This is a genomic window from Haladaptatus rarus (assembly GCF_054177585.1).
In genome coordinates this window covers 260,792-281,789 of record NZ_JBPEHG010000001.1, presented here as the reverse complement: position 1 = coordinate 281,789, position 20,998 = coordinate 260,792, and the positions used below count along the sequence as shown (strand labels likewise).

The following is a 20,998-nucleotide window of genomic DNA, read 5'->3' as shown; positions in this document are numbered from 1 at the left end:
GACCGAATCAGGCATCGTCTTCGTCGCTCACTCCGCGAACTTCCTCGGCTCGGTTCTGCCGGGGTTTTTCACCTCGATTCCGACGAACTTCACGAACCACTGCTCCAACCCCGACTGCCAGAACGCCGAGCGCGAGTACCCACGGGCCGGTCTGCCGATCTGTTTGTCGTTCCTCTCCGTCTCCCTCGTCCCGGTCCATCACTCCACCTCCTCGTGGATCCACGCGCCGAACGATTCCAGCATCCCATCTTCGTCGAATCGTTCGATACAGGGTACGTCGTAGGGATGTTCGGCTTCGACTCGGGCGACCAACTCGTCCCACGCCTCGTCGGTCGTCTTCGCCAGAAGGACGACCTCCTCGTCGTGAACCACGTCGCCGTCCCAATGATATACCGAGGTACACGGGAATCGGTTCACGCAGGCCGCGAGCCGCTCCTCGACCAGTAATTCCGCGAGTTCGCCAGCGGTCTCCTCCGGTGCGGTGATGTACGCGGTCGGCATGTCACTCGGTGATGGGGTTGTACGTGCCGTTGATGTCCCACTCGTGGATGCAGAAGGGTCTGCCCTCCTGTCCGGATATCGCCCAGTTGTGGTTCGACTCGTCCCACTCGTCTTCACGGCCACACCGCGTGCACTGCCGTCGATCGGGCCGGTTGAGTTCCACCATCGGGAAGAGAGAAGGATGTGAGGCTACTTAAGTGAACGGCAACAGGGCATTTTACCACGCATCTCGTATCTCAATGGGATGCTCGGGAGACGAACACTTCTCCGGGCCATGGGTGGGGTCGGCGTCGGGGTGTCGGGTTGTGCGGGGTTCCGGGGACGCGCACGGGTACAGACTGTAACGGAGACCACCACACGAGAGCTATCGACCGGATTCAGCACGCCTGCGTTCGAAGACGGCAAACGGATTCCGAGGGAGTTCACCTGTGAAGGTCAAAACGTGTCGCCGCGACTCGAAATCGAGTCGGTGCCCGACGAAGCAGCATCGCTCGCAATCATCGTGGACGACCCGGACGCGCCGGGGGGAACCTTCACCCACTGGCTCCTGTGGGATCTTCCTGCGGACACGACCGAGATTCCGAAGGATGTCCCACAGATGGAGGTGGTCGAAGACCTCGGCGGCGCACGACAAGGAGAGAACGACGCGGGGAATATCGGCTACGACGGCCCCTGCCCGCCGAGAGCCGATGGCCCGCACACCTACCGGTTCACGCTGTACGTCCTCGAACGCAGACCGAGTCTCGGGGCAGGTGCCACGAAAGATGCCCTGCTCGACGTGATCGCGGGGGTTCGCATCGGGAGAACTCGTTTCACTGGCGAGTTCGGGCGCAACTGACGCTCAGCGCAAATTTTCCGATCACCAGTCGATACAGCAAAGTTCACGGCGAACACGGATTCAGGTGCCATGATGAAGATGGTCGATCTGCTGGTACGCAAAGAGGGAACGACCCACGAGGAGTTCGAAGACTACTGGCTGAACGAACATTCGGAGATCGCAAAAGACCTCCCGGGCCTGCGAAAGTACGTCACCTCGGTCTCGAAAGACCCCGAGAAGGCGGGCTACGACGGCGTCCTCGAACTGTACTTCGACTCGACCGCCGACATGAAAGCTGCCTTCGACTCGGAGCAGGGCGAGCGCGTGATGGCGGACGCTGCGGAGTTCCTCGACATGGGAGCAGGGCCGACGCTCATCGTCGAAGAGACGGTGCAGGTAGACGACACGGAATAATAAACCGTCGAGTAATCGAAACCCGAACAGCTCACTCACCGAAAAGACGACCTTTTTTCGCACCGTACATTGCCTATGGAGACTGTCCAGCGACCGTCCTTCTCACGCGACGACCTCCCCTCATTACTCGCCAGTATCGTCGTTTGCGAACTGGCTGGCATCGTCCCGTCCATCCTCACCGCGAGCGACGTGGCGACGTGGTATCCCACGCTCTCGAAACCGGCGTTCACGCCTCCGAGTTGGGTTTTCGGCCCGGTCTGGACGACGCTCTATCTGTTGATGGGTGTCGCCCTCTTTCTCGTCTGGCGACGAGGGAGCCGAGTCGCGCTCGCCATCTTCGCCGTCCAACTCGCACTCAACGCGGCGTGGACGCTAGTCTTCTTCGGGATGCGCTGGCCCGCAGGCGGTCTCGTCGTCATCCTCGCCCTGCTGGTCGCTATCGTCGCCACGATGGTCGCGTTCGCCCGTGTCGACCGCAGGGCCACCCTCCTGCTCGTTCCGTACCTGCTCTGGGTGAGTTTCGCCACCCTGCTGAACTACGAACTCTGGCGACTGAACTGACTGTGTGGTGACCGAACTGATATCGTGGCGGTCGGAGTCGACGATATGGAGGCCAGAGTTGACAACCATACATATTTGACGACGTATCGATCGAACTGATTTCTTCGCGGGTCAGCGACGTGAACCGCGTCGGAGTTCTTATTCTTCCGTACGCTGAACAGGTTTCCGGGTGGGGAAATGCACAGACGAAAGTTTCTGACCTACGCGAGTGTCGCAGGAGTCACGTCGTTAGCCGGGTGTCCGGGACAGCCCGAGGCACCGATAGACGAAGAGACGACCGAACAGCCGTTCACCGAGACGACAGAGGAGACGACTGAAGAAACGACAACCGAAGAGACCACGACTCCGGAAACGACGACTGAAGAAACGACCACATCGGAGCAGACGACGACTGGCGGAGCGTCCGGCGAGATAGTCGACGTAGCTGCCGGGCCGGAAGGGAGATTACGATTCGTGCCGGAGGAAGTCGAGATTTCGGTCGGTGGGACGGTACGCTGGACGTTCGAGAGCGCGGGGCACAACGTGACCACGAAACCGGGGGCGTCCGAGAAGATCAGCATCCCCGAGAATGCGGAACCCTTCGGTTCCTACGAGGGTGACGCCCACTACAGCATCAACGAAGTAGGGACGACCTACGAACACACGTTCACAGTGCCGGGCGAGTACGTGTACGTGTGTGCACCGCACGCAGGACAGGGGATGGTGGGTACAGTGACTGTCACCGAATAGTTCTCTCGCCGTCACCATTCTATTAAGAACGATGAGATTTCGACGCGAGACGGAGTTTTATGCCAGTTCGTGTAGACTTACTCCGAGTATGTCGGGGGATGGGGAACGACAAGACGCTGTGAGGAACCGATATTTGAGCCGACGCCGATACCTGATGGCCGCCGGAACACTGGCGGGCGTGAGCGTGCTCTCAGGTGACGCCGGAGCGCAAGAGACGACGACTACGACCACCACGACTCAGCAAGGAGGACAGGGGGAACAACCACTCGAAGAACAGTACCCGGGTCTGCGGATCCTCTCGCCGGAACCGGAGAACGCGGAGGCCGCGAGTCTCAGCACCTACGAGAGTTTCATCACGCCGCGCGAAGAGCACTACATCCGCAACCACTATCCGACGCCGACCATCGACGAGAGCGAGTGGACGATCTCGTTGACGGGGATGGTAGACGAGGAAGTCGAGTTGTCGATGGACGAGATACGCAACGACTACTCGACGCGAACGGTAACGCACACGATGCAGTGTTCGGGTAACGGACGGTCGTACTTCGACCCGCAGGTCGGGGGCAACCAGTGGACGTTCGGCGCAGTCGGCAACACCGTCTGGACGGGGACGCCCATCAGTGAGATTCTGGAGCGATACGGTGCGAACACGAACGATGGGATGTGGCTGTCGGTCATGGGCGGTGAGGCCCCCGAGGGTGAGGACATCTTCACGCGGTCGATCCCGATGCAGAAGGTGATGGAAGACTGCCTGTTGGCCTACGAGATGAACGGGAGACCGATGAACGACGACCACGGGTTCCCGGTCAGACTGCTCGTTCCGGGCTGGTTCGGCAACAACAACGTGAAGTGGGTCGATCGGATGCACGTCATGGAGATGATGGTGTTCGGTGACGAGTGGGAGGAAGGCGACCAACGGTTATTCACCCACTGGCAACAGTACTCCTACCGCATCATCCCGGAAGACGAGGAGCTCCAACAGAACAGAACCATCGACACCTTCGACACCCAAGACCAGATGGACGTCGAGGAGATCGGGCAACCGTACATGTACGACCAGATCGTAAAATCCCTCATCGGCTATCCGGGGCAAGGAGCGACCGTCTCACCGGGTGCAGGGAATCAGATCGAAGTCGTCGGCGTCGCGTGGGCGGGCGACGACCGCGTGGAGTCCGTCGAGGTCTCGACCGATGGCGGGGAGTCGTGGAACGATGCCGAGTTCTTCGGACCGGCGATGGGGCCGTACTCGTGGCGACAGTTCCGTTACGTCTGGCAAAACCCGAGTCCGGGCGAGCACACCATCTACTCACGAGCGACGGACGAACAAGATCGCACCCAACCGGCGACCATCTCGAGCCCGGAGGAGGGATTGCAGACCATCACTGACGACAAGTATCCGTGGAACGTCGATGGCTACGGTGCGACGGCTTACGAACCCCTCGGGGTGAACGTGACCGTCCAGCAGGGCGACGGCGGTGGGCAAGATGGGACGACGACCGGTGAAACCACGACTACGACGACCGGGGGGCCGACTACCACGACCGACGGTGGCAACTAGCGGTTTCTAATCGTCGCCGCCGGTCTTTCATCAACGTCGTTGGCTTCTGATCGTCGCCGCCAGGCTCTAACCCTCGTCGTTGGTCCCCTTTCCGTCTTCTGCACCGTCGCCATCTCCGCCGTGAGCTTCCAACACGCGAACCTCCAGTTCTATCGGTTCGCCAGCGAGTTCGTGGTTGAAATCGACCGTCACCGTCTCGTCCGCGACGTCGATTATCCACCCTGTATCGCCCGTCTCGCTCTGCACGAGTTCGCCCTTCTCGGCTGTCAGTTCGCTTCGTGCTTCCAGTTCGTCGCGGGGAAACTCGACCATGTTTTCGTTTCGATGCTCGCCGAACGCTCGTTCCGGTTCGATCTCGACGGTTCGAGTCTCACCGACGTCCATCTCCTGTACCGTCTCGTCGAGCCCCGGAATGACCTTCTCCTCCCCGACCCTGAACTCCAGTGGCTTGTAATCGCGGTGGTCGTGATAGATTCCGGAGTCGAGTGCTACGTCGACGTCCGTCGTGTCGAACACCGACCCATCTTCGAGTCGTCCGACGAAGTGAACCACCGCGACACGGCCTGAATCGACCATAGACCAGACACGACTGCGAGACCCTTCACTGCTTGGGTAGTTCGTGCGACGTGACTGGTCGAACGCTCACGGCGGTCGAGACGCTTCGAGAGAGAAGAGCAGAACGGGAGCCGGGTCGGATTACTCGTCGTTACAGCAACCACCGGCCTGCCCGCCGAAGTCGACCGCCAGCGGTTCGGAGACGGCACGGTTGAGTTCTTCGAGTCGTTCCGTGAGAACGTCTTGCGCTTCGAGATACTCTTCCATCACCGGCAGCGAGTGGAGGTCCTCCTGGGCTTGCTGTACCTTCGTCACGTCCTCTTGGGTCGCCTCGCCGGTCTGACGCGCGAGCATGAACTCCTGTCTGAGTTGCTCGAACTCCCGAACCTTCTCCTGTGCCGTCTCGTCGCTCTCGACCGCCGCTTTCGCCGCTTCGAACTGCTGGTATTCCGGCGTTTCTGCGATCGCTTCGCCGAGTTCGGTCGCCATCTCATCGAGGGTCGCTTTCTCGTCGCTCGTCTCCGGTTTCGTGTCGACGCTCATGCGCCACGATTCGGACTGGAAGCGTTTAGGTGTGCCGAATGGCACGACAGTTGGCGAAACCATCGTTTCGTGGCCTCGGTAGAACACTCGTGCGCGGAATCCCGGAACGCCGGGGTTAAAAGTTCTCGGTCGCAATAGGAGTACAATGAGCCAAGAGAGCGAGTACAGCGAGGGGGACTTGCGGAAGACGGGGATGTCCCTCAAACACGACCGGGAGTGGGATTACGAACTCGACCGCATCATCGACGCGGTCGAGGAACGCGACGCGGAGAAGGTAGGCTTGCAGTTCCCCGAGGGACTCAAGCGCCGAGGGCCGAAGGTGGCCGACGACCTGCGCGAACTGCTCCCCGACGACGTGACGATACTCCTCTCGGGCCAACCCTGTTACGGTGCCTGTGACCTCGATACCTTCCTCATGAAACGAACCGACGTGTTCGTCCACTTCGGCCACTCGCCGATGAAGAACACGGACAAGGTCATCTACGTCCCTCTGTTCTCGAACGTGGACGTGTTCCCCATCATGGAAGAGGCCGTGGAGGAACTCGAAGTCGGAGACATCGGGCTCGTTACGACCGCCCAGCACATGAACCGCTTCGAGGAGATGCGCGAGTGGTTAGAAGACCGCGGCTTCGACGTCCACACCCGGAAGGGTGACGACCGACTCACTCACGAGGGGCAGGTTCTCGGCTGTAACTACGCCTCCGCAGACATCGATGCCGACCAGGTGCTCTACGTCGGCGGCGGAAAGTTCCACCCGCTCGGACTGGCGATGGAACACCCCGACAAGAACGTCGTCATCGCCGACCCCGTGAACAACGTCGTCACGGTCGCCGACACGGAGAAGTTCATGAAGCAGCGATACGGCGCAGTCCACCGAGCGATGGACGCCGAGAAGTGGGGCGTCATCTTCTGCACGAAGATCGGGCAAGGCCGCTGGGAGATCGCCCAGGACATCCTCGACGACAACGACGACGCTTATCTCATCACGATGGACGAGGTGACGCCCGACCGCCTGCGGAACTTCAACATGGACGCCTTCGTCAACACGGGCTGTCCGCGCATCACCACTGACGACGGCCCGCAGTTCCACAAACCGATGCTCACGCCCGGCGAGTACGAGATCGCGGTCGGCAACAAACCCCTCGACGCGCTCGAATTCGACACCTTCCACGGCACGTGGTAGCGTGGCGAATAGTCATTCTCGTTCTTCGATTCGGTAGGTCGCTCCATCGTATTCGTACACACGCGTTTCGGTGAGGTAGGAATCTCGACCGTCGAGTCGCACACTGTTCCCCCCGTCTTCGAACGACGCGAGTAGATTGCGGAGTGGCGTCATCCGAACTATCTGCTCCGGAATCTTCCGAACTGTGTCATGTTTTGAGTCCTCGATTCGCGTGGCGACGTAGGTCGTGCTCGAATGCTCAGAGCGTACGTGTTTTTCGCCATCGTCCGTCCCGACCACTTCGAGGTCGTCCGTGGGCGCGAGTTCGAGTGGGTCGCCATCGAGTTCGAATCTGGCTGCGACGCCGATACCTTCCGTGCCGTTCTCCCCTTCGAACCACCCCGAGATTCCAAATGCGTAGGTGCCGCCGCCGAGTCCGGCGAGGGTGAGGCTCTCGGTTCCCTCCGCCCGCGGCAGTGCTCGTCCGAGGTCGGAGTTGTCGACGGTCAGACTCCACGTGTGTGAACCCCCGGATCCGAGCATCATAGCCGGTTCGGGCCACATCCTCGGTGCGACGCGGAACCACTCGCCGTCCACCTGTTTCCACACGTTCCAGTGGTAGTAGTTCGTCGTGAACGTCGCACCCGTCTCGTTCGTCAGGGTGAACGAGAGGGTCGCTTTCGGGAGACTTGCGTTCCCCTTCGAGGGTTCCATGGGGAGAGTCGTCTCCGGATCGGCGTTCTCGTAACAGACGACTCGTCGGTCGCCGAATGGGGGACAGTGATTCTCGTCCGGGAACTGGAGGGTCGGGTCCTTCGCCGTCGTGGACGTTTTTCGGGTCGTCGACGTTTGGGTCGTGGTCGTTGACGATGGTTCCGTACCGACGCCGCCCGGTGTCGATTCGGAGAGACGACCGGCGAAGAGGACGGAACCGACGGAGGTGAGGACTGCTCGACGGGTCATAGCTCCGTTTTCCGCCGTCTGCGGTAAATACTTTCAGATGGGTGGAATAGTCTCTTTACTTATGAGATTACTACTGGACATACACAAAGCTTTTTGTATGCTTAGCAGATATGGTGTAGTACGATGAGCGCGACTCACCCCACCACCGTCGAAACCGCTATCGAATGCTGCCGACCCACGGACAAGACGCCTGTGACGCTCGAAGCGTCGGCCCTGCCCTCCGCGCGTCACGAACTGCACGAACTGCAGCGTGAACTCGACGCGAACGATTTCGTCCCCGCAGGCGTGACCGTGGACGCCTGCTTCGATACGACCTGCTCGTTCGCCACACAGGACGAAGCTGACCGCATCCGCGAATACGTCAGAACCGCGGCGTTCCTCGGCGCGGGAACCGTCACCGTCGAGTTCGACGAAGTGGCAGACGAATCGAAGGTTCGCCCCTCTCTCGCCGCCCTGCAGGAGCGTGCCCGCCGTGAGGGCATCACGCTCGAACTGGACGGCCCCCTCACACTCGAATCCTGATTCTTACGTCTACCTAACTCGTCTGCCCCCACATGGGGAAACGCGCGCTGGAACGTCGTCTCTCGGAGGTTGCCGGTTTCGCCGACCCACAGGTCGAATTGGAGCAGTATCCGACGCCCGCCGACCTCGCGGCACATCTCGTTCATCTCGCCGACGTTCATCACGATATCGCCGGAAAGACGGTCATCGACCTCGGAACAGGAACCGGGATGCTCGCGCTCGGGGCCGCGACGCGCGACCCCGAGCGCGTCGTCGGTCTCGACTGCGATTCCGAAGCACTCCAACGAGCCGGGGAGAACGAACGACGAGTCGCGCCGACGGAGGCAATCGATTGGGTGCTCGGAGACGCAACGCGGCCACCCTTCGCTCCCGGCGAACAAACGACCGACGAGATAACCGTCCTGATGAATCCGCCGTTCGGCGCACAGAAAGGCAGCAGACACGCAGACCGGGCGTTTCTCGAATCGACTGCCGACATCGCAGACGTCTCCTACTCGATTCACAACGAGGGGAGCATGGAGTTCGTGGAGTCGTTCGTCGCGGACGCTGGCGGCACGGTGACCCACGCATTTCGGGCTGAACTACCGCTCTCGCGACAATTCTCGTTTCAGCAGCGCGAGCGAAAAGTGCTCGACGCCGAAGTATTCCGGATCGTGTGGCGTTAGTTCCCGTATCTCTCCTTCCTCGCCACGACGACGCGAGTTTCGTTTATCGCCGCGACCAACTTGCCGTTCTGACGGCTGAACTCGATGCCGCCAAGTGTGACGGACGAGTTCCGGTCGGGCAGTGGCACAGTAGCGACCGTGGCGTTGTTCTTCTGCATGAGTCGGATTACGAACTGGCGATTCTGCGGCACGATAGAGACGTTCTTGCCCGCGAGCACGGGATTTGCGGTCGCAGGACCGGATGCGAATGCATGTTTCCACGACCCCGACTCGGGTCGCAACCAGACGTGATACGCAGTTCCGCCGCCACTCGCGCTCCAGCCGACACGATTTACTTTGACTGCTTCGGCCCAGCCGACACCGCCGACTCTGACGGTGGCCCGTCCGTTGTGGGCGAGTCGGCCTTTCGAGACTTCTCGTGACCAGATCTCCCGATCCTCGTTGACGACGATGACGCCGCTCGTGTTGACCTGTGTCGACTCGCTACCGAGCGAAACGTCGATGACAGACACCTTCTGGTTCGGGACGTTCTCGGCGTACATCACGGTGTAGCCCCGAACCTCCGCGCCGGAATCGACACCCGCCGTCCCGTCGCCATCGACCGTCGTGAGATTGACGACCGGCGCGACTCCGGCCATGACGACCAGTGGAATCAGGAACAACACCGTTCCGATCTGTCGAGCACCTGGCCCGAACGATCTGCTGTCCGTCGTCCGAACTGCGACTGTCGTGAGAATCGCCAGCGCGAGGACGAAGACGACACCGAGGCCACGAAAGAGGACGTACTTGTCGAGTCCACGATACCACCACAGCGCCCACAGCGAGAGCGACATCAAGAGGACGAAGCTTCCCGCCCACATCCGAAGGGCACTCACCCGAACACGACGCTTCCGGAGAAGGAATAGACCGGCAGCGCCACCGAGGAACAGACCCAATGTATGCCCCTGGACGGCGATGCCGAACCACCACGGTGTCGAAAAGCTGGACGAGGCCTGTCCGATCACCTGTGGATCGCGGAACGACAGATACACGGTCTGAATCACGCCCTGCGCGGAGAGAGCGACGATGGTACCGAGTGGATACCGAACCAGTGCGAATCCGACGAACGCGAAGAGGACGCCGGAGAAGCCGATGACCGGTCCCCACGCGAAGACGCTCGTCCCGAGACCGATGACGAAGACGCCGAGTGGAAACAGCACGAACGCCCGAATCCACGGATTCGAGCGCCACGACGAGAACGACGAATCGCCGCGCTGTGTGGGAAAGTGACTGAAATAATACTCCGCCAGCGGTGCGACCGCGAGCGTACTCGTCATGTTTCCGATGAGGTGACCTGGGCCAGCGTGGGAAAACGACCCGAATATCACACCGACTGGGTAGAGGTACGACCACGAGGCGAACGCGACCGTGACGGGGTTTCGCCAGTGGCTCCAGCCACCTTGCACGAACAGGTAGACGGCGAAGACAGCCACAGTGGAGACGAGCGTTCCCCACGGAATACCGAAGAGGAACCGCTTTCTCAGCAGGGTTCCCCAGCGCCCCCGTGGCCGGTCTAACCGCCAGACGATGAGAATCGATACCAACAGACCGAGCAGGATACCAACCTGTACCGGCCACCCGTCGAACGGCGACACCATATCCGGTGTGTGTAACCACGATATTATAAATGAACCCGTCCTCTGTCATCTCGGCCGAGTAGGTAACCATATTTGGTTACGCAACTATTTTCACGCACCCACTCGTGGTTACGGTCGATGAATCGTCGGCGATTTCTTCGCTACGCTGGCGGGATGCTTGCTATCGGTGGTGGTGCAGCGACCGTCTCGTTTGCGGGGGACGAGGGAACCTCTGTACTCGTCGCGGGAAGTCTCCAGCGACTCGCGTCGGATGTCGGTGACGCTACGGTCGAAGCACATGGAAGTGTCGCCGTCCGCCGACTCGTCGTCTCAGGTGCGCGCGACCCGGACGCACTCGCGCTCGCGGACCCGACGCTCGTCTCCGGGCTCGCGACGCGAGCGACCCTCTTCGCCACGAACGCACTAGTCGTCGCCTACGATCCCGATTCGCGACACGCTTCTGCACTCGAACGCGACTGGCGACGTGCGCTCCACCAGGATGATATCGTCGTCGGACGAACCGATCCCGACCGCGACCCGCTGGGCTATCGAACCGTGATGGCGCTCGAACTGGCCGGAGAACGGGAACTGCTCGACCGAACGAAGATCGTCCCCGAGACTGGCCTGCTCCGGAGTCTGGAAGGCGGTGCGTTCGACGCTGCGTTCGCCTATCGAAACATGGCCGTCGAACACGACATCCCTCACATCACGCTTCCCGACGAACTCGATTTCTCGAACCCGACGCTCGCCGACCACTACGCCACCGCGAGCGTCGAACTGCCGGAGCGAACCGTTCGCGGTGCGCCTATCAAGTACGCTGCGACCGCCCTGACAGACGACGGCGAATCGTGGGTCGAAGCACTGTTTTCCGGCCGCGAACGTCTTCGAGAAGCAGGATTCGGTGTTCCGCAAAGCTTTCCGGCGCACGTCCAGATAAAGGGTTAATTCCGTGGGCATGGAACTCTGTGTATGGCTGACGTTCCAACAGAAGGCGATACGAGAACCTACTCACGGACGTTCACGGACGAGGACGTGGCGCAGTTCGCCGACCTCTCGGGTGACCAGGGGAGCCACCACGTCCGAGGAGATTCGCGCATGGTTCACGGCCTGTTGACGGCGACGCTTCCGACGAAGGTCGGCGGTGACATCGATTTCGTCGCCCGAAAGATGACGTTCGAATTTTACGAACCGGTGTACGTCGGCGAGGAGATCACCTGCGAGACGGTGGTGGAGAACGTCGAAACCCGAGAAACACGGCACGAACTGACGGTGTCGTTCGTCTGTCGAAACGAGGAGGGGTCGGTCGTCCTCGATGGGGATACAGTGGGCGTCATCTTCCGGTAACGGCGTAGTGGCGGCGACTCATTGGTCGAAGTTCGGCAGATCGTCCGGCGCTTCGAACTCCGCCTCCCAGTCAACGTAATCGCGTTCGAGCACGTCACAGACCACCTGCCCGAGTTCGGTCAATCCGGCGTTGATGGACGAGACGGCGTTCCACGAATCGACGTTCGGGTGGATATCTCGTTCTTTCCAGTCCTCCGGAAGACCGGGGGCGTGATAGCCGACTCTATCTGCAAAATCGTCCCAGAAGAAATCGTATTCGTCGAACAGTTGGAGGTCGAGGGCGGTCTCGAACTCGCGTTCGTCGAGGTCGGCGTGCTCTGCCCACTGATTGAATGCTTCTTCCCACGCGCCCTCCTGGAGGAACGTCTCCAGTTCGTCTCGCCGGTAGTTCGTTTCTCCCTGCACCGACACGTCGTCGTACTCCTGCACGTCTGCTTCCGGACGCAGGGTTGGGGCATCCGGGGCTGGCACGTCGAGTCCCATGGCAAAGGGTACGGCAACGGGTCGGATAAGGGTTCTTCCCTGTCCCGCCGAACCCGGGTTAGGCCATGATTTCGTCGTTCAAGTCAGAAGGTGTGTCCCTCCAGAAACGAGCGTTACCGGTAATCACAGCGGTCGTTACAGGAATGGACGGTCTAAGCGTTTTATGCCGCCGAAACCCCGAGTGTACCCCGGAATGAGGGGAACAAGAACAACACGGACAGTAGCAATTGGACTCGTAACACTGGTTCTCGCCAGTTCGCTCGCTATCGGTGCGCTGGCTGGCGGGATCGGAGCGATGACGGGTACCGACGAGAGCCAGGACGATGGCGATGCACAGGTTCGCGTCGCACACATGTCGCCGGACGCGCCGCCGGTAGACGTGCTCATCGATGGAGAAACGGCGGTATCGAATCTCTCGTTCGGCAACGTAACCGACTACGCCACCCTTTCGGCAGGTGAGCACAACGTCACGATAACCGCCGCAGGCGACCCGAGTGCGGTCGTCTTCTCGGACAACATCTCGTTCGAGGCGGACACGAACTTCACCATCGCGGCGACAGGCGAGATATCAGAAGACGCAGAAACCACCTTCGAACCGGTCGTCTTCGAAGACAACTTCACCAGACCCGGAGAGGGGAACGCATCGGTGCGTCTTCTGCACGTTTCACCCGACGCGCCGCCGGTCGACGTGACGGTGGAGGGAACCGACACGACGCTCTTCGACAACGTCTCGTTCCGCAACGCCACGGAGTACGTCGAAGTTCCGGCGGGCGATTACACGCTCGAAGTCAGGCCCGCGACCGAGGACGATGACGGCGAGGTCGTGGCGACGTTCGACGTGACGCTCAACGAGAGCACCGCCTACTCGGCGTTCGCGGCAGGCTACATCGACCCCGAGGCCGCGCCGGAGGACGCCCCGGACAGACCGTTCGAGCTCATCCTCGTCGCTGACTTCGTCTTCGAGGAGAAGCGAGTGACGACTCCCGCGGAGACGACACCGGAAGAGACGACGCCGGAGGAGACACCGACACCGGAAGAGACGACGCCGGAGGAGACACCGACGCCGGAAGAGACGACGCCGGAGGAGACACCGACACCGGAAGAGACGACGCCGGAGAAGACGACGCCGGAGAAGACGACGCCGGAGAAGACGACGCCGGAGGAGACACCGACGCCGGAAGAGACGACGCCACGAGAGACGCCGACGCCAGAGAAGACGACGCCGGAGAAGACGACGCCGGAGGAGACACCGACACCGGAGAAGACGACACCGATGGAAACGACGACGAAGACGGATGAGAGGAAGACCACGACGAAACACCCATAGATAATCAAATATTTTAGCGTGCCAACACGACGCTCGGCTATGGACGAGCTATCGGACATCCGAAGTCGTGACGACGCTCGGCACGGAACACGGACGTTTTCGCTCGATACCGAGAAATTCGACACCGTCCAGCGCGCGATCTCATCGGGATACGACCGATGGGTTGGCGTGGTCGTGACCGACGAGGACGAGCGGGTTCTGTTCGTGCAAAATGGGTGGAGCGATGGGTGGATCGTTCCCGGTGGGAGCCGCGAAATTAGACGAATATCTGGGTCGACGAGTGACGATGATCCGGAGCAGGTCGAACCGGTGGAAACGCTCGCGGAGGCAGGTATCAGAGAAGTGGCCGAGGAGACGGGCATATCCGTCGAACTCGACCGACCGCTCGCGGTCGAGCACCAGACGTTCACGCACGACGACGACAGCGTCTCCGGGTGGTTCGTCCTTTTCGGAGGGTACGCCGCGGAAACGGCTATCGACGACGACCTCGGTATCGATGGGGAGACGATCCACGATGCACGGTGGTTCGCAGAACTACCTGACACGTTGTACGAAGAAGATATCGAGTCGTTTCGCGATCGGTCGGTCAGCGCACGCGATTAATCGATTCGCCCGGCCACGGCGCGGAGTTGTTCGATGCGTTCTTTTCGCGCGGAATCACGGAGCGATTCCTGGTTCTCGTCGGGGCACTCCAGTTCCGGTACGGGCGTCGGTGTTCCCGACTCGTCCAGTGCGACGAAGGTGAAAAACGAGGTGGTCGTCTCTCGTTTTTCGCCCTCTTTCGGGTCTTCCGCGCGAACGTTCACCTTCACGTCGATGCTCGTTCGACCGGTATCGAAGACGAACGCCTCAACGATCGCTACCTCACCGAGGTCGATGGGCGAGATAAAATCGACGTGATCCATCGATGCAGTGACACACTGATGGTTCGAAAACCGCATCGCCGCGATCGCACCGCAGATGTCCATCCAGTGGAGCACCGCACCCCCGAGTGCCCGCCCGAGATTGTTCGTATCGTTCGGCAGGAGGAGTTCGGTCATCTCGGTGTACGAATCCATCAGCGTCGCGGTATCTGCCATGGTCGGTGGTAATCGGTCGTCGTACTTAGTTCGTCCCAGTTCTCCGCCACGGCAGAGTTATCGTCGTTGACCGACTGTAGTCTTCAATGAGTCAGGAGTGGGGAAACAGACTGCTTTCTGATGAAATGGCGGTTTCGTCCGTCGGAGACGGTGTGTATCAACTCGACGTGGAGGGGCGGTTCGTCGCCGTCAACGACGCCGTCGTCGAGGCGACTGGGTACGACCGCTCGGAACTGCTTGGGGCGCACGTCTCGCTCGTCGTCAACGAAGACGACGTAACTCGTCTCGAAACGGAGATCAGGAACCAGGTAGCCAACGACCTGGACGAGGTTCGAACGACGGAACTACCGATTCGAACGGCCAACGGTGAGACACTTCCGTATGAACTCCGATTCTCGGTCGTTCGAGAGCAGGGAGAGTTCGTCGGGACGGTCGGTGTCGCCCGTGACGTATCGTCCAGAGAACAGCGAGACACGGAGTTGAAAGCACAACGAGACGAACTGGAACGATTGCGCCGCATCAACGCTGTCATCCGGAGTATCGACCGTGCCGTCGTCCGGGCGGAATCTACCGACGAGATCGAGCAGGCGGTCTGTGACCGTCTCGCGGACGCCGAACCGTATCGGTTCGCTCTCATCGGCAAATACGACCCACAGTTTCAGGAGTTATCCCTAGAAACGTGGGCAGGAATCGACGAAGAGTACGTCGAACTCCTCCGACAGGCAAATTTCGACATCTCCACTGGACCCGGAGCGAAGGCGGGCCGAAGCAAAGCGATACAGGTCTTCCAGGATATCGAACGAGGGGACTACGAGTGGAGTGGTCCAGCATCCGAATGTGGGTTCCAATCGATGGCAACCGTCCCGCTGATTCACAACGAGACAGTGTATGGGGTGCTCGCGGTCTACTCCGACCGGCCGTACGCATTCGACGAATCCGAACGAGCGGTATTGTCTGAACTCGGGGAGATGGTCGGATACGCCGTCTCAGCGGTCAAAACGCGGCAGGCACTCGTCGCAGAACGAGTCGTCGAGCTCGAATTCCGACTAGAAGACGACGAGCAATTTTTCACCGCACTCTCCGAACGAGAAGACTGTGTTATTCGTTTCGAGGACGCCGTCTTCCGTTCCGACGGGTTGCTCCTGTTGTACCTCTCGGTTCACGGTGCCGACCCGGAACGCATCATCGAAGTCACGGCTGAGTACCCGAACGTATCACATCTCCGCCTCGTTCGCGAGGGTGAAGTCGAGTGTCTGCTAGAACTCCACTACGAAGACTCGACCGTGTTTACGACGCTGATGGATTACGGTGGCGTCGTCAAGTCGGCGGTGTCTGACGAAGGAGAGAGCTACGTTCAAATCGACCTTCCTGAAACGGAGTCCATCCGAGCAGTCGTCGATGCGATGGGAGACGTCTTCGAGACGACCGAACTCGTCTCACGAAGAACTGTCGAACGTCCCGTCGAGACTCGTGGCCAGTTCCGGGACACGCTCGATCAACGATTGACCGATCGACAACGCGTCGTCCTCACGGCGGCCTATCGCGCTGGCTACTTCGACTGGCCGCGCGAGAGTACGGGTGAAGAGCTCGCCGAATCGCTCGACATCTCCCCGCCAACCCTTCACAAACATCTTCGACTCGCGGAGGCCACGGTTCTCTCGGAGCTGTTCGACGAGCACGAGCGAGGCTAATACTTTAGCCCTGATATTCAATGCCGTACGGTGGGTGATTACGAATGTGCCACCTGAGACCTTGCCCGAGAACGAAACTGACAGGAGTCGATGGAAAGAAGCTGCCGCCGCAGACCTCGACACGCTCTTCAAGGTGCTTTCGAACAGCTACCGACGTGAAACGCTGATGGCGTTGCAGGCAGCAGACGAGCCTGTTCCCCTCCCCGAACTCGCCGACCGCGTCGGACACGAGACCGACGACCGGATTCGAACTTCACTCGTTCACGTCCACCTCCCGATTTTGGAGGCAGAAGATCTCATCACGTGGAATAGAATGGACGAATCGGTCGAACTCGACACGCTTCCCGAGAACTACCGTCCCTTCCTCGAACCCTCCAACGTTTCGACGTAGCTGTATCTGCCCCCACTTAAAAACTCAACAGTTGAACGCACAGTTCGATGGCTGTCCGTGTCTACACTTTCGTTGAGAATGAACGACTCCGTATTTCGAGACTACCCAGAACCTGTCGCGTCGGCACAGTACTCGTGGGGTGGCGAGATGACACTCGTCCATACCATCGTCGAGACGCTCGCGTCGGCGACTGGCCAGTCTCCAGAAGACATCCCACCCCTCCACGACGTCATCGATGTCGATGCGCTCGAAACGATCTTTGGCCCCCGCGAAAACGGCGAGATGCGCCCCCTCACCGGGACGATCTCGTTCGTCGTCTGCGACCACGAAGTCGAAGTCCAGAGCCACGGTCGGGTTCTCGTTCGCCGCCAGACGTAGACCGGTTTTTCGGAACTAGTTAGTTACTCGTGACTTTGCCCTTGCGTCAGCAGACGCTACTACTCTATCGGCGGTCAGTGTCTCGCTCTCAGCTGCCACCGCACGTCTCGTCTCGATGATTTCACTGTCGCTGTGGCGATGAAACCCGGAAACCAGTTCGGTCGTGCCACGGTCAACTCCTGTCTCGGTTTCGTCAGCATCTCCTGACAACACGTTGTCGTCAGATTCGAGTCGGACAGGGTGGAAAAATTGTCCTGTCACCGATAACGGTAAAAACGGAGGGTGAGTAACGTGAGTGATGACCGACCAGGACCCGCCGTCGTCCGGAGGCGGCGAGGGAAGCGTACGAGTCGTCGGGACAGCCCACGTCTCAGCGAAGAGTGTCGAACGTGTCGAAGAGGCCGTCGAAGAAGACCGACCGGACGTCGTCGCCGTCGAACTCGACGAAGGCCGATACAAGCAGATGCAAGGTGAGATGGCGGACGATCTCGAACCCTCGGACTTGCTGCACGGAAATACCGTCTTTCAGTTTCTGGCTTACTGGATGCTCTCGTACGTGCAAGCGCGCATGGGCGAGGAGTTCGATATCAAACCCGGCGCGGATATGAAAGCCGCCATCGAGGTGGCAGAGGAGACGGGCAGTGACGTAGCGCTGGTCGACCGCGACATCCAGATGACGATTCAACGCTTCTGGGCGCGGATGACGCTCCGAGAGAAGTTCCGGATGGTCGGCAGTCTCGCCCTCGGCGTGACGGACCCACTCACTCTCGGACTCGCTGGCGGTGCCATGATGGGTGTCTTCTTCGCGATGCTCTTCGGTCTCTTCATCGCGCCGATCTTCGGGCTGAACGAGGCGCTCACGCTCGGTGCGGGGGCAGGGACGTTCCAACTCGTCGGGGGACTGGCCGGGGGCGCACTCGCGGGACTCGCACTTGGCGCGTTCTCCCTCTCGCTCGGTGCGACGAGACGATACGATATCGCGCTCGGCGGTGGACTCCTCCTCGGGATCGTCGCTGGCCTGGCGATCGGCGTGGGGTCGGTTGCCGTCGTCGACGTGGCGACGCTCGAATCCATCGGTGCGGTTTCACTACGAGTGCTCACCGCGCTCGCCGTCGGCATCGGCGGCGGGGTCGTCCTCGGTCTTATCGGTGGTGCGTTTCTCGGAACCGGCGTGGAAGAAGAGGAGTTGGACGAGGAGTTCGACATCGAAGACCTGACAGATGGCGACGTCATCACGGCGATGATGGAGGAGTTCAGGCGATTCTCACCCGGTGGGGCGGAAGCCCTCATCGACGAACGAGACGCTTTCATCGCCCACCGGCTCGTCGCGCTCCGCGAAACGGGACACCGAGTCGTCGCAGTCGTCGGTGCCGGACACCAGGCGGGGATCGAACGCTATCTCGACGATCCGAGCACCCTCCCACCGATGGAGTCGCTGGTCGGAACCGAGAAGGGGCGGCGATTCTCGCTGTTCAAGGCGTTCGGCTACTTCGTCACCGTCGCGTTTCTCGCTTTCTTCATCCTGTTAGCGATGGCCGGGGTACGCAAGACCTTCCTCATCGAGGTGTTCGCGGCGTGGTTCCTGTTCAACGGAATCTTCGCCTTCTCGATGGCGAAACTCGCCGGGGCACACTGGCTTTCCGCCATCGTCGGCGGTGCCATCGCGTGGCTGACGAGCATCAACCCACTGCTCGCGCCGGGATGGTTCGCGGGCTACGTCGAACTGAAGTACACGCAGGTCAACATCGGCGACATCGCTAAACTGAACGAGATAATGAAAGACGAGGAAAGCCCGCTGTCGGACATCATGTCCCGCATGCTCGACGTACCACTCTTCCGACTCATCGCCGTCGTCGCCATGACGAACCTGGGGAGCATGATAGCGACCTTCCTCTTCCCGTTCGTCGTGCTTCCGGTCCTCGGACCCGAAGTGGGCGGCGTCGAGGGAATCACCCGGTTGATGATAGAGGGCGCACAGAACAGCGCGAACATCATCTGGGAGGCACTGACGTGAACGTCCGTTTCAGTTCGCGCGAGATTCGAGATCTACTCATCGCGTGGGTCGCACTCGGTGTGGCGTTCACGCTCTTCTTGCAACCCGGCCTCGTCCAGTCGTCGATCCAGCCCGGTGGCGACGTCTCGACAGGTCGATTCGTCAGAGCACTCGGTATCTCGCTGCTCACGGCGGGGGTCGGTTTCCTCCTGCACGAACTCGCGCACAAGGTGACGGCGATTCGATTCGGCCAGATCGCCGAGTTCCGCGCGGATTACGGGATGCTGTTTCTGGCCATCGTCAGCGCACTCGCTGGCTTCCTGTTCGCCGCGCCCGGTGCAGTGTACCATCAGGGAATGGCGACGGAGCGAGAGAACGGACTCATCGCGCTGGCCGGCCCGGTGACGAACGTCGCGCTCGGTGCGCTCTTCTTCCCTATCTGGCTGTTCACACCGACGGGTTCGTTCGTCGGTCTCGTCGGTCACCTCGGCGTGCAGATCAACTTCCTCCTCGCGGGCTTCAACATGCTTCCGTGGGGACCACTCGACGGGAATACGGTTCGAAAGTGGAGCACGGTGGTCTTCGTCGCCACGTTCATCCCGTTCCTCTTGCTCGCGGTATTCGCGCTGCTGTTCATGCCGTTCCCGCGCTTCTAACGGGAGAACGGCAAACCTTTACTCGCCCGGTGCGCGCGTTCGACCATGAGCGAGGAGGAGGAACTCACCTACGCTGACGCAGGGGTGGACATCGACGCGAGTGAGGCGGCGACGGCGGCCCTCGTCGGCGCTGTCTCGGACATCGACAACACGACCGACTACGCGGGGCTGCTCGATATCGGCGACCAGTATCTCGCACTGGCGACCGACGGTGTCGGGACGAAACTGCTCGTCGCGGAGGCGCTGGGCGACTACTCGACGGTCGGCATCGACTGTATCGCCATGAACGCGAACGACCTCGTGGCGAGCGGGGTCGAACCGGTCGCCTTCGTGGACTACCTCGCCGTGGACGAACCGAGCGAGGAGTTCTCCGAACAGGTCGGTGAAGGGCTGGCCGCTGGTGCAGAGGAGGCAGGTGTCGCCCTCGTCGGTGGCGAGACGGCCGTCATGCCCGAGGTCATCTCCGGGCTCGACCTCGCAGGGGCCTGCGCCGGACTGGCGCCGAAAGACGCCATCTTCCCCGGCAACGCCGAGGTCGGCGACGTGTTGGTCGGCTTCGAATCGAACGGTATCCACTCGAACGGCCTGACCCTTGCCCGGAAAGCCGTGACGAAGAACCACGAGTACACCGACGACTTCCCGCACGGCGATGGCTCGGTCGGCGAACAGTTGCTCGAACCGACGCGCCTCTACACCTATCTCCTTCCGGAACTTCGAACGCGCGACGTTCACGCCGCCGCCCACGTAACCGGCGGTGGCTGGACGAACCTCCTGCGGATGGGCGACCACCGCTACGAAGTCACCAACCCCTTCCCCCCACAACCCGTCTTCGACTTCGTCCAGGAGGAGGGAAACGTCTCCGACGAAGAGATGCACCGAACCTTCAACATGGGAACCGGGTTCGTCGTGGCACTGCGGGAAGACGATGCCGAGAGCCTGGCCGAGGAGACGGACGGGCGACTCATCGGCACCGTGGAAGACGGCGAGAGCGTGGAGATTCGCGGACTGAGTCTGAAGTAGGCGAACCATTTCGGTCCCGGTTCTCTCTGA

At 60.8% G+C, this 20,998-nt stretch carries 27 protein-coding genes; 18 read left to right on the top strand and 9 right to left on the bottom strand.

Annotated features, from left to right (window positions below; translation table 11 throughout):
* Positions 1-7 precede the first annotated feature (7 nt).
* Genes ACR3FE_RS01545 through ACR3FE_RS01535 form a run of 3 tightly spaced genes read right to left on the bottom strand, consistent with a single transcriptional unit; the run spans position 8 to position 667 of the window.
* Positions 8-199, bottom strand: coding sequence for a hypothetical protein (locus ACR3FE_RS01545; RefSeq protein WP_458204873.1), 192 nt, complete (start codon positions 197-199; stop codon positions 8-10).
* Positions 199-501, bottom strand: a complete 303-nt coding sequence (gene cutA / locus ACR3FE_RS01540) for a divalent-cation tolerance protein CutA (protein WP_458204872.1) — start codon at positions 499-501, stop codon at positions 199-201. Before cutA ends, ACR3FE_RS01545 begins: the two co-directional genes overlap by 1 nt.
* A 1-nt stretch (position 502) precedes the next feature.
* Entirely contained in the window at positions 503-667 is a 165-nt protein-coding gene (locus ACR3FE_RS01535) for an HEWD family protein (RefSeq protein ID WP_458204870.1), read from the bottom strand.
* Between the two features lie 78 nt (positions 668-745).
* On the opposite strand from ACR3FE_RS01535, the gene ACR3FE_RS01530 reads away from it, so the two are divergent.
* The 5 genes from ACR3FE_RS01530 to ACR3FE_RS01510 all read left to right on the top strand — a co-directional run bounded on the left by ACR3FE_RS01530 (position 746) and on the right by ACR3FE_RS01510 (position 4,580).
* On the top strand, positions 746-1,339 hold the full coding sequence (locus ACR3FE_RS01530) for a YbhB/YbcL family Raf kinase inhibitor-like protein (RefSeq protein WP_458204868.1): 594 nt from the start codon (positions 746-748) through the stop codon (positions 1,337-1,339).
* Positions 1,340-1,408: 69 nt separating this feature from the next.
* Complete coding sequence (locus ACR3FE_RS01525) at positions 1,409-1,732, top strand: EthD family reductase (RefSeq protein ID WP_458204867.1); 324 nt, start codon at positions 1,409-1,411, stop codon at positions 1,730-1,732.
* 75 nt (positions 1,733-1,807) lie between these two features.
* Positions 1,808-2,293: a TspO/MBR family protein gene (locus ACR3FE_RS01520; RefSeq protein ID WP_458204865.1), complete on the top strand. Its 486-nt coding sequence runs from the start codon at positions 1,808-1,810 to the stop codon at positions 2,291-2,293.
* Between the two features lie 177 nt (positions 2,294-2,470).
* Complete coding sequence (locus ACR3FE_RS01515) at positions 2,471-3,022, top strand: plastocyanin/azurin family copper-binding protein (RefSeq protein ID WP_458204864.1); 552 nt, start codon at positions 2,471-2,473, stop codon at positions 3,020-3,022.
* A gap of 88 nt (positions 3,023-3,110) precedes the next feature.
* Positions 3,111-4,580 carry a sulfite oxidase gene (locus ACR3FE_RS01510; protein WP_458204862.1) on the top strand — a complete coding sequence of 490 codons (1,470 nt, stop codon included), beginning with the start codon at positions 3,111-3,113 and terminating at the stop codon, positions 4,578-4,580.
* A gap of 66 nt (positions 4,581-4,646) precedes the next feature.
* Here the strand turns inward: ACR3FE_RS01510 and ACR3FE_RS01505 are convergent, their stop codons facing one another.
* Together ACR3FE_RS01505 and ACR3FE_RS01500 are read right to left on the bottom strand one after the other, a co-directional pair.
* The gene (locus ACR3FE_RS01505; RefSeq protein ID WP_458204860.1) at positions 4,647-5,156 is read right to left on the bottom strand and encodes an FKBP-type peptidyl-prolyl cis-trans isomerase; all 510 of its coding nucleotides are present in this window, start codon (positions 5,154-5,156) and stop codon (positions 4,647-4,649) included.
* Positions 5,157-5,276: 120 nt separating this feature from the next.
* Positions 5,277-5,678, bottom strand: coding sequence for a YlbF/YmcA family competence regulator (locus ACR3FE_RS01500; RefSeq protein WP_458204859.1), 402 nt, complete (start codon positions 5,676-5,678; stop codon positions 5,277-5,279).
* A gap of 145 nt (positions 5,679-5,823) precedes the next feature.
* On the opposite strand from ACR3FE_RS01500, the gene dph2 reads away from it, so the two are divergent.
* Positions 5,824-6,861, top strand: a complete 1,038-nt coding sequence (dph2, locus tag ACR3FE_RS01495) for a diphthamide biosynthesis enzyme Dph2 (protein WP_458204858.1) — start codon at positions 5,824-5,826, stop codon at positions 6,859-6,861.
* 12 nt (positions 6,862-6,873) lie between these two features.
* Here dph2 and ACR3FE_RS01490 read toward each other — a convergent pair whose 3' ends face one another.
* Complete coding sequence (locus ACR3FE_RS01490) at positions 6,874-7,803, bottom strand: hypothetical protein (RefSeq protein ID WP_458204856.1); 930 nt, start codon at positions 7,801-7,803, stop codon at positions 6,874-6,876.
* A gap of 123 nt (positions 7,804-7,926) precedes the next feature.
* Between ACR3FE_RS01490 and ACR3FE_RS01485 the strand changes: the two genes are divergently transcribed.
* Both ACR3FE_RS01485 and ACR3FE_RS01480 read left to right on the top strand, forming a co-directional pair.
* Positions 7,927-8,325, top strand: a complete 399-nt coding sequence (locus ACR3FE_RS01485; protein ID WP_458204854.1) for a DUF7961 family protein — start codon at positions 7,927-7,929, stop codon at positions 8,323-8,325.
* Between the two features lie 32 nt (positions 8,326-8,357).
* The gene (locus tag ACR3FE_RS01480; protein WP_458204852.1) at positions 8,358-8,990 is read left to right on the top strand and encodes an METTL5 family protein; all 633 of its coding nucleotides are present in this window, start codon (positions 8,358-8,360) and stop codon (positions 8,988-8,990) included.
* Here ACR3FE_RS01480 and ACR3FE_RS01475 read toward each other — a convergent pair.
* Entirely contained in the window at positions 8,987-10,627 is a 1,641-nt protein-coding gene (locus ACR3FE_RS01475; protein ID WP_458204851.1) for a rhomboid family intramembrane serine protease, read from the bottom strand. The two genes, ACR3FE_RS01480 and ACR3FE_RS01475, sit on opposite strands and share 4 nt — an antisense overlap.
* A gap of 117 nt (positions 10,628-10,744) precedes the next feature.
* Here ACR3FE_RS01475 and ACR3FE_RS01470 point away from each other — a divergent pair, with 117 nt between their 5' ends.
* Entirely contained in the window at positions 10,745-11,551 is an 807-nt protein-coding gene (locus ACR3FE_RS01470; RefSeq protein ID WP_458204849.1) for an extracellular solute-binding protein, read from the top strand.
* Positions 11,552-11,575: 24 nt separating this feature from the next.
* Positions 11,576-11,950, top strand: coding sequence for a hotdog domain-containing protein (locus tag ACR3FE_RS01465; protein ID WP_458204847.1), 375 nt, complete (start codon positions 11,576-11,578; stop codon positions 11,948-11,950).
* Between the two features lie 18 nt (positions 11,951-11,968).
* On the opposite strand, the gene ACR3FE_RS01460 is transcribed toward ACR3FE_RS01465, so the two are convergent.
* Positions 11,969-12,433, bottom strand: a complete 465-nt coding sequence (locus ACR3FE_RS01460; protein WP_458204845.1) for a DUF7992 family protein — start codon at positions 12,431-12,433, stop codon at positions 11,969-11,971.
* 193 nt (positions 12,434-12,626) lie between these two features.
* Here ACR3FE_RS01460 and ACR3FE_RS01455 point away from each other — a divergent pair, with 193 nt between their 5' ends.
* Both ACR3FE_RS01455 and ACR3FE_RS01450 read left to right on the top strand, forming a co-directional pair.
* The gene (locus ACR3FE_RS01455) at positions 12,627-13,760 is read left to right on the top strand and encodes a DUF4397 domain-containing protein (protein ID WP_458204843.1); all 1,134 of its coding nucleotides are present in this window, start codon (positions 12,627-12,629) and stop codon (positions 13,758-13,760) included.
* 39 nt (positions 13,761-13,799) lie between these two features.
* A complete protein-coding gene (locus tag ACR3FE_RS01450; RefSeq protein ID WP_458204842.1) occupies positions 13,800-14,363 on the top strand; it encodes an NUDIX hydrolase in 564 nt (187 codons plus the stop codon).
* Here the strand turns inward: ACR3FE_RS01450 and ACR3FE_RS01445 are convergent.
* A complete protein-coding gene (locus tag ACR3FE_RS01445; protein ID WP_458204840.1) occupies positions 14,360-14,839 on the bottom strand; it encodes an acyl-CoA thioesterase in 480 nt (159 codons plus the stop codon). The two genes, ACR3FE_RS01450 and ACR3FE_RS01445, sit on opposite strands and share 4 nt — an antisense overlap.
* Before the next feature lie 86 nt (positions 14,840-14,925).
* Here ACR3FE_RS01445 and ACR3FE_RS01440 point away from each other — a divergent pair, with 86 nt between their 5' ends.
* From ACR3FE_RS01440 to purM, 6 genes are all read left to right on the top strand, one after another.
* Positions 14,926-16,530: a bacterio-opsin activator domain-containing protein gene (locus tag ACR3FE_RS01440; protein WP_458204838.1), complete on the top strand. Its 1,605-nt coding sequence runs from the start codon at positions 14,926-14,928 to the stop codon at positions 16,528-16,530.
* Positions 16,531-16,576: 46 nt separating this feature from the next.
* Positions 16,577-16,921 carry a DUF7344 domain-containing protein gene (locus ACR3FE_RS01435; protein WP_458204836.1) on the top strand — a complete coding sequence of 115 codons (345 nt, stop codon included), beginning with the start codon at positions 16,577-16,579 and terminating at the stop codon, positions 16,919-16,921.
* A 78-nt stretch (positions 16,922-16,999) separates the two neighbouring features.
* Positions 17,000-17,299 carry a HalOD1 output domain-containing protein gene (locus tag ACR3FE_RS01430; RefSeq protein ID WP_458204835.1) on the top strand — a complete coding sequence of 100 codons (300 nt, stop codon included), beginning with the start codon at positions 17,000-17,002 and terminating at the stop codon, positions 17,297-17,299.
* Positions 17,300-17,597: 298 nt separating this feature from the next.
* Positions 17,598-19,313, top strand: a complete 1,716-nt coding sequence (locus ACR3FE_RS01425; protein WP_458204833.1) for a TraB/GumN family protein — start codon at positions 17,598-17,600, stop codon at positions 19,311-19,313.
* The gene (locus ACR3FE_RS01420; protein ID WP_458204831.1) at positions 19,310-19,948 is read left to right on the top strand and encodes a zinc metalloprotease; all 639 of its coding nucleotides are present in this window, start codon (positions 19,310-19,312) and stop codon (positions 19,946-19,948) included. Before ACR3FE_RS01425 ends, ACR3FE_RS01420 begins: the two co-directional genes overlap by 4 nt.
* Before the next feature lie 45 nt (positions 19,949-19,993).
* On the top strand, positions 19,994-20,968 hold the full coding sequence (gene purM / locus ACR3FE_RS01415) for a phosphoribosylformylglycinamidine cyclo-ligase (protein WP_458204829.1): 975 nt from the start codon (positions 19,994-19,996) through the stop codon (positions 20,966-20,968).
* Positions 20,969-20,998: the final 30 nt, after the last annotated feature.

What these genes read in the sequence shown, in the direction of transcription:
- ACR3FE_RS01545 (WP_458204873.1), bottom strand. Translation starts at nt 199, where the DNA reads ATGGACCGGGACGAGGGAGACGGAGAGGAACGACAAACAGATCGGCAG.
- cutA (WP_458204872.1), bottom strand. Translation starts at nt 501, where the DNA reads ATGCCGACCGCGTACATCACCGCACCGGAGGAGACCGCTGGCGAACTC.
- ACR3FE_RS01535 (WP_458204870.1), bottom strand. Translation starts at nt 667, where the DNA reads ATGGTGGAACTCAACCGGCCCGATCGACGGCAGTGCACGCGGTGTGGC.
- ACR3FE_RS01530 (WP_458204868.1), top strand. Translation starts at nt 746, where the DNA reads ATGCTCGGGAGACGAACACTTCTCCGGGCCATGGGTGGGGTCGGCGTC.
- ACR3FE_RS01525 (WP_458204867.1), top strand. Translation starts at nt 1,409, where the DNA reads ATGATGAAGATGGTCGATCTGCTGGTACGCAAAGAGGGAACGACCCAC.
- ACR3FE_RS01520 (WP_458204865.1), top strand. Translation starts at nt 1,808, where the DNA reads ATGGAGACTGTCCAGCGACCGTCCTTCTCACGCGACGACCTCCCCTCA.
- ACR3FE_RS01515 (WP_458204864.1), top strand. Translation starts at nt 2,471, where the DNA reads ATGCACAGACGAAAGTTTCTGACCTACGCGAGTGTCGCAGGAGTCACG.
- ACR3FE_RS01510 (WP_458204862.1), top strand. Translation starts at nt 3,111, where the DNA reads ATGTCGGGGGATGGGGAACGACAAGACGCTGTGAGGAACCGATATTTG.
- ACR3FE_RS01505 (WP_458204860.1), bottom strand. Translation starts at nt 5,156, where the DNA reads ATGGTCGATTCAGGCCGTGTCGCGGTGGTTCACTTCGTCGGACGACTC.
- ACR3FE_RS01500 (WP_458204859.1), bottom strand. Translation starts at nt 5,678, where the DNA reads ATGAGCGTCGACACGAAACCGGAGACGAGCGACGAGAAAGCGACCCTC.
- dph2 (WP_458204858.1), top strand. Translation starts at nt 5,824, where the DNA reads ATGAGCCAAGAGAGCGAGTACAGCGAGGGGGACTTGCGGAAGACGGGG.
- ACR3FE_RS01490 (WP_458204856.1), bottom strand. Translation starts at nt 7,803, where the DNA reads ATGACCCGTCGAGCAGTCCTCACCTCCGTCGGTTCCGTCCTCTTCGCC.
- ACR3FE_RS01485 (WP_458204854.1), top strand. Translation starts at nt 7,927, where the DNA reads ATGAGCGCGACTCACCCCACCACCGTCGAAACCGCTATCGAATGCTGC.
- ACR3FE_RS01480 (WP_458204852.1), top strand. Translation starts at nt 8,358, where the DNA reads ATGGGGAAACGCGCGCTGGAACGTCGTCTCTCGGAGGTTGCCGGTTTC.
- ACR3FE_RS01475 (WP_458204851.1), bottom strand. Translation starts at nt 10,627, where the DNA reads ATGGTGTCGCCGTTCGACGGGTGGCCGGTACAGGTTGGTATCCTGCTC.
- ACR3FE_RS01470 (WP_458204849.1), top strand. Translation starts at nt 10,745, where the DNA reads ATGAATCGTCGGCGATTTCTTCGCTACGCTGGCGGGATGCTTGCTATC.
- ACR3FE_RS01465 (WP_458204847.1), top strand. Translation starts at nt 11,576, where the DNA reads ATGGCTGACGTTCCAACAGAAGGCGATACGAGAACCTACTCACGGACG.
- ACR3FE_RS01460 (WP_458204845.1), bottom strand. Translation starts at nt 12,433, where the DNA reads ATGGGACTCGACGTGCCAGCCCCGGATGCCCCAACCCTGCGTCCGGAA.
- ACR3FE_RS01455 (WP_458204843.1), top strand. Translation starts at nt 12,627, where the DNA reads ATGAGGGGAACAAGAACAACACGGACAGTAGCAATTGGACTCGTAACA.
- ACR3FE_RS01450 (WP_458204842.1), top strand. Translation starts at nt 13,800, where the DNA reads ATGGACGAGCTATCGGACATCCGAAGTCGTGACGACGCTCGGCACGGA.
- ACR3FE_RS01445 (WP_458204840.1), bottom strand. Translation starts at nt 14,839, where the DNA reads ATGGCAGATACCGCGACGCTGATGGATTCGTACACCGAGATGACCGAA.
- ACR3FE_RS01440 (WP_458204838.1), top strand. Translation starts at nt 14,926, where the DNA reads ATGAGTCAGGAGTGGGGAAACAGACTGCTTTCTGATGAAATGGCGGTT.
- ACR3FE_RS01430 (WP_458204835.1), top strand. Translation starts at nt 17,000, where the DNA reads ATGAACGACTCCGTATTTCGAGACTACCCAGAACCTGTCGCGTCGGCA.
- ACR3FE_RS01425 (WP_458204833.1), top strand. Translation starts at nt 17,598, where the DNA reads ATGACCGACCAGGACCCGCCGTCGTCCGGAGGCGGCGAGGGAAGCGTA.
- purM (WP_458204829.1), top strand. Translation starts at nt 19,994, where the DNA reads ATGAGCGAGGAGGAGGAACTCACCTACGCTGACGCAGGGGTGGACATC.